The following is an 11,390-nucleotide window of genomic DNA, read 5'->3' on the forward strand; positions in this document are numbered from 1 at the left end:
TACACAAGCCAAATCCGCCTAAGCAAAAATTTTTAAACCAATGGAGGTGGGTAAAGTTTCCTGTAGCCGCGATTTCTAGTCACCAGGACTTGGAAGCATCCCAATTTGGCAAAAATAAAATAATCTGGGGATTCAATCAAGTGGTTATTCTGACTCTTGCTCAAATCCAAAACTAATGTCTAGCAGACACTCATTGGGAGACTAACAGGTATAGATTTCTACCAAATAATAAGACCTCTCCTTAGTTGTACTAAGTGATAGAGGTCTTTGGAGTTATGTTATTTTGGCTAACAGTTTAAAAACTGCTTGTTATATCAGCCCATAACTGTTATCTTACGCTTGAAGATGATCCCTAAACCACCCACTAACAGTACGCCCATAATAGTAGAAGATTCGGGAACAACTTTAACCGTTGCTGCTATAACTTTGAAATCTGGCCCATTGTCGTTAAGAATACCAGGAATAAGCCCATTATTGTTAGAGCTAGTTAATCGCAGTGTTTGAGTAGTGATTCCATCTAAACTAATGCCTATGGAGCCAATATTGAAAGGGCCATTGTTAAGGATGGGGAAGACCTGAGTACTGATGTTATAGTCGGCTTTGGTGTAGTTTTGCCTCAAAATTTTGTAAGTCGCTATAACTTCATTATTTTCACCTAAAGCTTCCACCAATAAATCGCTATCGCCTGCAACTGAACCACCTGCTGTTCCACCACGCTCCCAAAAGAGAAAGGTATTCACGGGATTGGCGAAGGAGACTTCAATACTGTCTGTATCTGCATTTTCTCGCGTCACCAGAATGCTATTTAGATTTAAGTTTCCCAAACTGTCAACAATGTCTTGAGCAGTTGGGTTTGGTTTTGAGGGGCCTTCAAGAAGCAGGGCGTCATCAGGAGTATTAGGGCCTCTTCCTGAATTCAGTATACCGAATACATTTCCATCTGGGAGAGTGTATGTATCATTTCGGAGAATCTTTGCTTTGGTGACAACTTCAAAGCTACTAATCGTTCTTCCACTAAATTCTACTGAATCCAACCGGATATCCCTTGTGGGATCATTGAGTAAACTAGATGTAGGGTCGTTAGTCGGAGTAGCTGTGACATTAGTTTTAAACGAAAATTGGGTGAATGGTGCTGCCTGAGCATGAGCAGGTACTATTAGTATTAGGGAAGCCATTGATATAGAAGCAGCACTTGTTGCGATCGCTATTGTCTTTGCAAAGATATTTGTCATTTGTATTTTCACCTTGGTAGACACCAAAAAACTTACCTGAGTGAATCAGATAGGTTATTAGACAGAACAAATTAGTCGCACAGTCTTAAATGTGTGCAACCTCACCCCCGCTTCTGCAAAGAGCGAATTATCAGACTTTTTTACACTTCAGACAATTAACCCTTCAGTTTTTGAAAGTCTTTAATCAGATTTATGATTCTTTACTATTAAATCTTGATCGATTTACCGTAGTTTAATAGAACTATCCCATAGCTTTTTATCTGTGTCAATTGGTAAAAAAAGTTTTTATAACTTTTGTGTGGGCGATCCTTTCAGCCAAAATGCTGTTATTAGATACAATACTTTAGCCAATTTCCGAGGATTCAACGCCCGTAGAAACGGAATGAATACGTCCTAAAGAAGTAACCTTGGCAAAATCTGGGTTAATAAAATAGGATCGGGCATTTCAGGAAGCATTTTTGAAATTTCACGGATATATCGAAAACCATCATAGGGAGCTTTAAGATCGATAATGCCGGAGTCGGGATTGTGTTGACGAAAATCTAAGAGTTGATAATGGGATAAGCTGACCATAAAAAATGCGTGTTTTAGCAGCATTAGTCACCGCAGTTTGATTAAGGTTCATAAAGTTTTCCAATTCCCAGAACTACTTGGCATCTCGAAAATCAAACTCGATTTGGAAGCGTAAACGCTTCACAGAGAATCATATAGTTTACGTAAAGCTAAATCAGGTTTTTGAGCAATGCAATTACATAGCTAAGATGAATTTCTCAGTGAATTCAAAAAGAAACAAAGTCAAACAAGCTCTCTGATATATATAGTTTAAATTTCACACAAAATGCTGAAGTTAATCTTAATGATAACTTCAGCATTTTTTCAATTTATTTACACTAAAAGAGGAATTACTGCATATATAAAAATAAATAAAGTATTAAGATTGTTAGTAGATTGGCATAAACAAGATTATATCCATGTATTAAGAAATTGTATTTTCAGCATATTACCTTAATAATTTAGGCAGAGCAGGCAGGCAAAAGTGTTTTCTAAAAAGGTGCAGAGCTACGTTAAGCAAATCATAGTTGAAGAGGATGAAAAAGTATTCTGTCAGCAGGCGGATATTGCTCCTCTGATGATTTGGATGTCTGGATGTAATGCACTTTACTGTTACTTCAATTCTAATTGGCTGAAATTTACTGGAACACATCTCACAAAAGCCGCATCTGCATCTGTGCCAGCAGAGGAAATAAGCAATATTTGGACTGGCAGCGTCCATCCAGAAGATAGACAGCGATGTGAAGATATATACCTGAGAGCATTTGCGACGTATGATTCCTTTCAGAGACAATATCGCCTGCGTCGAGCTGATGGTGAATATCGCTGGATTTTAGATACAGCCGCGCCACGATTTGCGGCAGATGGTAGCTTTGTCGGTTACATCGGTTATTGTATCGATCTAACAGAAGTGCCGATCGGGATCGGTCAATCTTCCCTAACAGAAAACTCCTCGCTATCGACAAATTCCTCTCGTCGCTTACGTAAAATTACAGATAGAGAACGGGCAACAGAATTAGCAAAAGCATTAGAGCAACTGCAAGCGGAAATTAGCAAACGCCAAGCAATTGAAGCAGAGTTACGCCAAAAAACCTCAGAATTTGCCGCGATTTTGCAAGTACTTCCTGATTCCTACTATCGCATTGATGCTGCTGGAAGTATTCTGGATTACAAGCAAGGTTTGATGGAGAGTGTGTATATTTTACCAGAAGATTGTCAGGGCAAGAGTTTGCGAGAATGCTTACCGACTGCTGTAGGCGATCGCTTCCATCAAGCAATAAATCAAGTACTTGAAACTCAATATGAAGTCAGTTTTGAATATACCTTACCGCAACCAGGAAAAAACAATAATTTTGCAGCTAGGTTATTACCATTACCAGACCAGCAAATTATAGTTCTTGTCCGCGACACCAGCGACAACATCCAAGCAGCTTTAATAGAAAATGATGCCAAGTTCCGCAGCATTGTAGAAAATGCCAACAACGTTATTTTTGCACTGACACTTGAAGGGATATTTTCCTACGTTTCTCCTAACTGGACTGAAATTTTTGGGCATGAGATTGCAGAGGTTGAAGGCAAATCTTTTGTTCCCTTTATACATCCTGACGATGTGCATATTTGTGTCGATTATTTTCAAAGAATTTTGACAACAAGCGAAAAACAAAAAGCAATTGAATATCGAGTCCAACACAAAAATGGTAGTTGGCGATGGCATACAAGCAACTCATCTGCGATTAAAGACGCTAATGGCAATATTTTGTACTTCGTTGGTATTTGCTATGACACCACTGACCGTAAAGAAGCAGAAGTAGCTCTAGCAGAACGAGCGCTTTTAGCAAATTTTCGTGCCGATGTAGACGCGGCATTGACCCAGAGTGACAGCTTACAGAATATGATGCGTCGCTGCACTGACGCTTTAGTTGAACATCTTGATGCAGCCTTTGCTCGCATCTGGACGCTAAACGAACAAGACAACGTATTAGAGTTGCAAGTCAGTTCTGGGATGTACACCCATATTAATGGGTCCCATAAATGTGTACCAGTCGGTCAATTCAAAATTGGTTTGATTGCCAAAGAGGGCAAACCCCACTTAACTAATTCTGTGCAGACAGATCCCCACGTTGGTAACAAAGAGTGGGCACAGCGAGAGGGTATGGTCGCCTTCGCTGGCTATCCCTTGATTGTTGAAGATGAAACTGTAGGGGTGATAGCCATGTTTGCCCGCCATACAGTAACAGAATCAACTTTCAAAGCCTTGGAATTTGCCGCTCAAGAGATTGCCATTGGCATCAAGCGCAAACAAACAGAAATTGCACTCAGAGAAAGCGTCCAGCGGGAAACATTGCTCAATCGTCTTTCTAGCCAAATTCGAGCTTCTTTGGATCTCAATTACATTGTGGAAACCGCAGTACAGGAGATTCGCAACTTATTTCAGATCGATCGCTGCGTCTTCTTTTGGTATCGGCAAGACGCTGATGTACCATACTGGGAAAGAGTCTATGAGGCGAAAAGTTCCTTTTTACCGTGTCTACTTAATCAACAAGAAGCAACTCATGCGGAAATCAAATTAATTGCAGCCAAAACCTTGAACGGAGAAATCATCCGCATTGATGATACTGAGACTGTGGGCGATTCCATAGCAGAGCAATTTTTGCAGGATTTTGGTTTTACTGCTTTTATGGCGCTACCTGTACACACTCAATCTGGTGAAATTGGTGCATTTAGCTGTGGTTATTGTAGTGGCTTTCGTCTTTGGCAGAACAACGAAGTAGAATTACTACAAGCAGTTACAGTTCAACTAGCGATCGCCATTGACCAAGCTAAACTTTACACCCAAAGTCGCATTACCGCTCAAACTGCCCAAGACAAAGCCCAGCAACTAGAAGCAGCACTGCTAGAACTTCAACAAACTCAAACGCAACTGATTCAAACTGAAAAAATGTCCAGTTTAGGACAATTGGTTGCAGGTATTGCCCACGAAATCAATAATCCCGTCAATTTCATCTACGGCAATATTAGCCACGCCAGTGAATATACTAAAGATTTGCTGCACTTAGTAGAACTTTATCAGCAGAGCTACTGCCCACCAACACCAGAGATCGATCGACAAATCAATACCATTGATTTGGAATTTGTCAAGCAAGATTTACCCAAAATTCTGGAGTCGATGAAGATGGGATCTGAACGCATTCGACAGATTGTCCTATCTTTACGCAATTTTTCTCGCCTTGATGAAGACGGTACAAAAGCAGTGGATATTCATGAAGGGATGGATAGCACTTTACTGCTATTGCAAAATCGCCTCAAAGCCAAACCAGGACATCCCGAAATCCAAGTAATTCGAGACTACGGCAATCTACCACCAGTAGTCTGTCACGCCGGACAGATGAATCAGGTGTTTATGAATGTGTTGACAAATGCGATCGATGCTTTAGAAGAGTCATACTCTGCGGGAAGGCGAAGCGCCCATGTCAATAGTCATACCCTGCAAAAAGGCGAAGCGCCTATGTCATTAGTAAACAACACCGAACAAAAGACAAATGAACGGCAGTTGCTTCTCCTGTCAAAGACGCGGCGCGTAGCTTGCTTAAGAGCAGAGGTACAAGCCGCCAAACCTGTCCAACGCATTATCTCCCAACAACAAATCACTTTTCCACAAATTTACATTCGCAGCCTCATTCAAGAAGACCATGTAATCATTAGCATTGCTGACAATGGGCCAGGGATGAATGAAGAAGTACGCAAACGCTTATTTGACCCCTTCTTCACGACAAAACCTGTGGGTAAAGGTACAGGTATGGGATTATCAATTAGCTACCAAATTGTAGTCCAAAAACACGGTGGAAAGATCCATTGTATTTCAGCACCAGGAGAAGGTGCCGAATTTGTTGTTATGATTCCACTCAAGCAAGAACCCTCAACCTAGATATCACGCAATAGAGATCAAAGTGAAATTAATGTAGAGACGTAACGGTGTTACGTCTTTAGAAGGGTTCTGGATAACGCATATTTAATTTCTAGAGATATCTAATCTTAATCTAAACTTAACCAAAGCTTAACCTAATAGTTGTTAACTAAGATCAACTCACTTTTTGCTGCAACATTTTAACCCCCTCAATAACCTAAAATTTACAGGAATTGAGGGGATTATTTCTTCTAATATAGGGAATTAGGTTTGAAAAACGTTGTAATGGTAGTACTATCTTTGCGTAGGCGTAGCAAACTCAGACAATGTACACAATGAACTGCACCTACGCATCTTATAAAAAATCCCTGAGTACAAATAAAATAGAAGGCTGGGATGATACAACCCGAAAGTCAAAATAGTATCACCTACACACGCGTTATCCACCTAAGTCATGTAATTGACATAGATATTCCCCAATGGTCTGGAGATCCCACAGTAGAATTTGAAACTGTAGCTGAACTAAATAATGATGGCTATTACTTGCGGCGTTTCTCTTTGGGGGAACATAGCGCTACGCATATCAACGCCCCTAATAGTTTTCATAGTTCTGCTGTGGGAATTGACCAATATCCAGCCCAGTCTTTGGTTGTACCTGCGGTGGTTATAAACGTTTGCCAAGCTACAGCAGTTAATCCTGATTATGCCTTGACTGTTGCTGATGTTTTGGCTTGGGAAGCAGAATACGGTGAAATTTCTGCTGGCTGCGTAGTTATATTGAATACTGGTTGGCAAAAAAAGTGGTTGGATAAAAGTGCATTCCTCAATCATGATGCTCAAGGGATTCCCCACTTTCCGGGATTTGGCAGCGATGCCACTCAATTTTTACTCGATCGACGGCAAATAGTTGGAGTAGGAATTGATACTCATGGTGTAGACCCCGGACAGGATAACAGTTTTACAATTAACCGCCTAGTTTTAGAACAACCGCGCATTGTGTTGGAAAATCTCACAAATTTGGATCAACTGCCACCTAAAGGTACTACTCTAGCGATCGCACCTCTAAGATTACGTGGTGGTTCTGGTTCGCCCGTGGGCGTGTTGGCCTTCGTGCCTTAATTTTTATATCGATATTTGCTTATCGCGCCAATTTCCTAAACTTGAGGATAACCTAGAAAGCAAGCAAACTTAATACACAAGTTTCAGTGGATCATCGGAGATTTTCAAAATGACAACTCCGCTATCTTGCCGTAATTATATAGACGGTCAATGGTTGAGTGCTGTAGGAGAAGCAATCCTAGAAAGTCGCAACCCTGCCGACAAAACCGAAGTCGTAGCCACATTTCCTCGTTCCCAAGTTAAAGATGTAGATACAGCAGTAGCCGCCGCCCGTAAAGCCTACCACAGTTGGCGCAAAGTCCCGGCCCCAGCGAGGGCAGAATACATCTTTCGCGTTGGGGAAATATTACTCCAACATAAAGAAGAACTTGCCCAATTAATCAGTCGGGAAATGGGTAAACCCTTGACGGAAGCTAGGGGAGATGTCCAAGAAGGTATTGACTGCGCCTTTTACAGTGCTGGCGAAGGACGGCGACTATTTGGGCAAACCACACCTTCGGAAATGTCCAATAAATTTGCCATGACTGTGCGGATGCCCATCGGAGTCTGTGCCTTAATTACTCCCTGGAATTTCCCGGTGGCAATTCCTTGCTGGAAAGCTATGCCAGCCTTGGTATGTGGCAATACAGTTATTCTCAAACCTGCCGAAGATACCTCCGCCTGTGCAACTAAATTGATTGAAATTTTTCAACAAGCAGGTTTACCACCAGGAGTAATTAACTTGGTGCATGGTGTGGGAGAGGAGGCGGGGAAAGCTTTAGTTGAGCATCCCAATGTTGATTTAGTATCCTTTACTGGTTCTTCAGAAACGGGTGCTTTTGTCGGCGCGACTTGCGGACGCACTCACAAACGTGTCTGTTTGGAAATGGGTGGGAAAAATGCTCAAGTGGTGATGGAAGATGCCGATTTAGAACTTGCTCTCGATGGGGCCGTGTGGGGAGCATTTGGCACAACTGGACAACGGTGTACGGCTACTAGTCGGCTGATTTTGCATCGTGATATCAAAGAAAAATTTACCGCGATGCTTTATGAGCGTACCAGTAAGTTACGCTTGGGTGCTGGCACTGACTCTGATACAGATATTGGCCCGATAGTTAATGAAAAGCAACTCCAACAGGTAAGCAAGTATTTGGATATCGCTCGTGAAGAAGGAGCAAAGGTTTTAATTGGTGGAGAAATTGCTAGTGAAGGCTCATTAAAAAACGGTTACTTCTTTCAACCAACTATTTTGGATAATGTAACTCCTGATATGCGAGTTGCTCGTGAAGAGATATTTGGGCCAGTAGTGGCATTAATTGAGGTTAGCTCCTTTGAGGAAGCGATCGCAATTCTCAACGATAGCAATTATGGTCTTTCTTCTTCAGTTTACACCCGCGATATCAATCGGGCTTTTACTGCTATGCGCGACATTGAAGCAGGTATCACTTATATTAACGGCCCGACTATTGGCGCAGAGGTACACTTACCCTTTGGTGGTGTGAAACAAACCGGTAACGGACACCGCGAAGCTGGAACTACTGCAATGGATGTTTTCACAGAATGGAAAAGTGTCTATGTTGACTTCTCTGGAAGTTTGCAACGCGCTCAGATAGATAACCGCAGTTAATTATTTGCAACTACACCTCAGATAATTAACTACCTCTGATATCATGTCCGCTTGATTGCTTATTAAACCCGAAGAACCCCACCCCGCCAAAGCTGTGCTTTGTCTCCCCTCCCCGCAGGCGGGGAGGGGTTGGGGGTGGGGTTCTTTTATTATGAGTAATTTGGCGGACATGATATGGCTGCGCGAAAGTTTAAGCCAGGGGTATTTGATAAGACTTCTTGGCATTTGTTGGGGTAAAGGTGAAGGGAAAAAGGGTAAAGAAACTCAAAATCCTTTACCCTTTACCCTGAGAGTAGAGTTACAAAAATATATTTTTGCAAGAGGTCTATAGTAAATTTGGGTCAATTCCTCGTTGTTGTAATTTGGCTAAAAGTTCTTGAAACTGCTGCTGAGTTTGTTCTAGCTGTTGTTGCTGTTGTGCGTTTATTTCTTCTGGAGTTTGGTATCTGTTACCATCTTGATCATACCAAAACAGCCATTCTCGTGTTCTGCTATTGAGGCGGCACGCTGGGTAAACCGAGGTAAAACTTAGAAATCATAACTTGTTGTAACCCAGTATGTAGATGAAGTTTATAACCGCCGATTTCGCGTTAAGTTGATTTGCTGGTAAAAATCGCTTGCATAAGTTTGGGATAGGATAATATCTAAGGATATTCAGTCGGTAGCTTGAAATATCTATGACAAGTAAGGAAGAATTAAGAAGTGTTGCCTCCGAAATTCAATTATTTAATAATATTGAGCAAAAAGAAACTTTTTTGTTTGTCATAGGGGCGTTATTTTCAAGAGTTATTAGTTTAAAAAAAGCCGCAGAAATGATGGAAGTAGAGCCTGATGTATTTCTTAAATTATTAGATTTGATGGGGCTGGAATTTTCCTACTTGACTGAAGAAGATATCGCTATAGAGAAGGATTGGTAAGGTGTGTGAAGGTTGTTTTTAACTCTTCTCCGTTAATCTTTTTATCGCGTCTGGAATTTCTCGATATTTTTCTAGATTCCTCTGATGAATTTTATTTGCCTAATTTTGTTGCAGAAGAAATCAGTGCTAAATCTGATGCAGCGAGTCAGCAGGTAAAAGCTTTAATTGATTCCGAGAAAATATTAGTCAAAGAAATTCAACTACTTTCCTTAGCCAATCGTCTAAATATGCGACTAGGGAGAGGAGAATCAGAGGCCATTGCTTTAGGCACTGAATTACAAATAGATTACATAATTTTAGATGACTTCGCAGCTAGAAAAGAAGCAACCCGACTAGGATTAAATGTTAAGGGAACCTTAGCAGTCATCAAGAAACTTCAGGTAAATGGCAAAATCACCATTAGTAGCACAGACCAATTGTATCAAGACATCCTGGCAATGAATTTTAGAGTCAAGCGATCGCTGTTTGATGCTATTTTCTCAGATTAGCTGTGCGATCGCTTAATTATAAAAACTTATTGCCAGTAAAGCAATCTCAAAAAAGAGCGATCGCTCTTTGATATCATTTTCTCAGATTAGCTGTGCGATCGCTTAATTATAAATACTCATTGCCACCAAAGCAATCTCTGAGCGCTGCGTTGGCTGGCAAATACCGCAGGCATCGCTGTTTGATGCCATTTTCTCAGGTTAGATGTAGAGTTGACGGGAGTGACTACAGGGTTGACGAAAATCACTACAGAGTTGACGGGAGTGACTACAGAGTTGACGGGAGTGACTACAGAGTTGACGGGAGTGACTACAGGGTTGACGGGAGTGACTACAGGGTTGATGGGAACGACTACAGGGTTGACGGGAGTGACTACAGGGTTGACGAAAGTCACTACAGAGTTGACGGGAGTGACTACAGGGTTGATGGGAGTGACTTCAGGGTTGGTTTTTGTTTGGTGCGATCGGTGCGATCGCTTAATTATAAAAACTCATTGCCAGTAAAGCAATCTCTGATCGCTTTGCTCACTCTGACAAATAAATCTTTTTGTTTTGCCCATATACGCAAATAAGACCGCAAAACAAGTACTTTTAATCGAATAATGATGTAGAAAAAGTTTGCGGAAAGTTGCATTGCGGGATTGGGCAAAAGTAAAAACGCAACTCAAAGTGTTTACTTAGCTGGTGGTGGTAAACCGAGCTTGATACGAAAATCCTTGTCGTATTTTGCTTTATCCCAATTTTTAGCAGCCTTAACTTGCTCAGGGGTCAGGTTTTTGATACCGATGAAGACAGCATTATTGAGGTTGGTATTGCTAAGATCGGTATTGAAGAGGTTAGTACGCGAAAGCAAGGCACCTCTGAGGTCAGCATTGCTGAGGTTCGCGCTGAAGAGGTTAACACTTCTGAGGTCAGCACCACTGAGGTCAGCACCACTGAGGTCAGCACCACTGAGGTCGGCACCACTGAGGTCAGCACCACTGAGTTTGGAATTAGGAGCAATTAGGTATATTTGTTTGCCAATAAAATCAAAATTACGAGGAAACTTAGTTTCTTTGGTGTAAATAGCATCTTTGAGGTTGGCACTGCCGAGATTGGCATTGCTGAGATTGGTACTGCTAAGGTTGACACGCCAGAGGTCAGTACTGGTAAGGTTGGCATTTCTGAGGTCAGCACCGGTAAAGTTAGCACCTCTGAGATCAGCATCAGTGAAGTTAGCACCTCTGAGGTCGGTACTGCTGAGGTTAGCACTGTTGAGGTTGATACCTCTGAGATCGGCACTGCTGAGGTTAGCACCATAGAGATTGACACCGCCAAGTTTGGCATTGCTGAGTTTGGCATTGCTGAGTTTGGCACTTCTGAGGTTGATACTACTGAAATCTCTACTAGCTAGACTTTCACCAGCTTTTACTAGCTTTTCAAGTGCTTGAATTCTTGCCTGACTATACTCTTTACCCTTAGCACTATCTAGATTCTGCCAAAGTAGATTTATCTCAGTCTGTTTCATAGCTATTGGAGTCACATACCCCTCTTCTGTCACTTTCCGGGTATTCTAAATAAAAGGACTAAAAGAAA

General features: G+C 41.6%; 9 protein-coding genes and 1 pseudogene. 6 read left to right on the forward strand and 4 right to left on the reverse strand.

All coding sequences use genetic code 11. The features are described from left to right. Nucleotides 1-314: 314 nt before the first annotated feature. Nucleotides 315-1,232, reverse strand: a complete 918-nt coding sequence (locus RM368_RS14940) for an exosortase-dependent surface protein XDP2 (protein ID WP_322694771.1) — start codon at nucleotides 1,230-1,232, stop codon at nucleotides 315-317. A 343-nt stretch (nucleotides 1,233-1,575) separates the two neighbouring features. After that, a pseudogene (locus RM368_RS14945) lies at nucleotides 1,576-1,923 on the reverse strand (IS4 family transposase); the annotation flags it as partial. 345 nt (nucleotides 1,924-2,268) lie between these two features. On the opposite strand from RM368_RS14945, the gene RM368_RS14950 reads away from it, so the two are divergent. From RM368_RS14950 to RM368_RS14975, 6 genes are all read left to right on the forward strand, one after another. Further along, complete coding sequence (locus RM368_RS14950) at nucleotides 2,269-5,709, forward strand: PAS domain S-box protein (RefSeq protein WP_322694772.1); 3,441 nt, start codon at nucleotides 2,269-2,271, stop codon at nucleotides 5,707-5,709. A gap of 375 nt (nucleotides 5,710-6,084) precedes the next feature. Further along, nucleotides 6,085-6,807 carry a cyclase family protein gene (locus RM368_RS14955; RefSeq protein ID WP_322694773.1) on the forward strand — a complete coding sequence of 241 codons (723 nt, stop codon included), beginning with the start codon at nucleotides 6,085-6,087 and terminating at the stop codon, nucleotides 6,805-6,807. A 109-nt stretch (nucleotides 6,808-6,916) separates the two neighbouring features. Beyond that, the gene (locus RM368_RS14960) at nucleotides 6,917-8,413 is read left to right on the forward strand and encodes an aldehyde dehydrogenase family protein (RefSeq protein WP_322694774.1); all 1,497 of its coding nucleotides are present in this window, start codon (nucleotides 6,917-6,919) and stop codon (nucleotides 8,411-8,413) included. A gap of 151 nt (nucleotides 8,414-8,564) precedes the next feature. Further along, nucleotides 8,565-8,744: a hypothetical protein gene (locus RM368_RS14965; protein WP_322694775.1), complete on the forward strand. Its 180-nt coding sequence runs from the start codon at nucleotides 8,565-8,567 to the stop codon at nucleotides 8,742-8,744. 346 nt (nucleotides 8,745-9,090) lie between these two features. Continuing rightward, nucleotides 9,091-9,330: a hypothetical protein gene (locus RM368_RS14970; RefSeq protein WP_322694776.1), complete on the forward strand. Its 240-nt coding sequence runs from the start codon at nucleotides 9,091-9,093 to the stop codon at nucleotides 9,328-9,330. A 5-nt stretch (nucleotides 9,331-9,335) separates the two neighbouring features. Next, nucleotides 9,336-9,818: a DUF3368 domain-containing protein gene (locus RM368_RS14975; RefSeq protein ID WP_322694777.1), complete on the forward strand. Its 483-nt coding sequence runs from the start codon at nucleotides 9,336-9,338 to the stop codon at nucleotides 9,816-9,818. Nucleotides 9,819-9,934: 116 nt separating this feature from the next. Here RM368_RS14975 and RM368_RS14980 read toward each other — a convergent pair whose 3' ends face one another. Together RM368_RS14980 and RM368_RS14985 are read right to left on the reverse strand one after the other, a co-directional pair. Then, entirely contained in the window at nucleotides 9,935-10,210 is a 276-nt protein-coding gene (locus RM368_RS14980) for a hypothetical protein (protein ID WP_322694778.1), read from the reverse strand. A 278-nt stretch (nucleotides 10,211-10,488) separates the two neighbouring features. Then, the gene (locus tag RM368_RS14985) at nucleotides 10,489-11,337 is read right to left on the reverse strand and encodes a pentapeptide repeat-containing protein (protein WP_322694779.1); all 849 of its coding nucleotides are present in this window, start codon (nucleotides 11,335-11,337) and stop codon (nucleotides 10,489-10,491) included. Nucleotides 11,338-11,390 lie beyond the last annotated feature (53 nt).

It is taken from the genome of Nostoc sp. DedSLP03, assembly GCF_034530815.1.
Taxonomy (GTDB): Bacteria; Cyanobacteriota; Cyanobacteriia; order Cyanobacteriales; family Nostocaceae; genus Nostoc.

Excerpts from the sequence above, each read along its gene's own strand:
- RM368_RS14940 (WP_322694771.1), bottom strand. The coding sequence starts at position 1,232 with ATGACAAATATCTTTGCAAAGACAATAGCGATCGCAACAAGTGCTGCT.
- RM368_RS14955 (WP_322694773.1), top strand. The coding sequence starts at position 6,085 with ATGATACAACCCGAAAGTCAAAATAGTATCACCTACACACGCGTTATC.
- RM368_RS14960 (WP_322694774.1), top strand. The coding sequence starts at position 6,917 with ATGACAACTCCGCTATCTTGCCGTAATTATATAGACGGTCAATGGTTG.
- RM368_RS14965 (WP_322694775.1), top strand. The coding sequence starts at position 8,565 with ATGAGTAATTTGGCGGACATGATATGGCTGCGCGAAAGTTTAAGCCAG.
- RM368_RS14970 (WP_322694776.1), top strand. The coding sequence starts at position 9,091 with ATGACAAGTAAGGAAGAATTAAGAAGTGTTGCCTCCGAAATTCAATTA.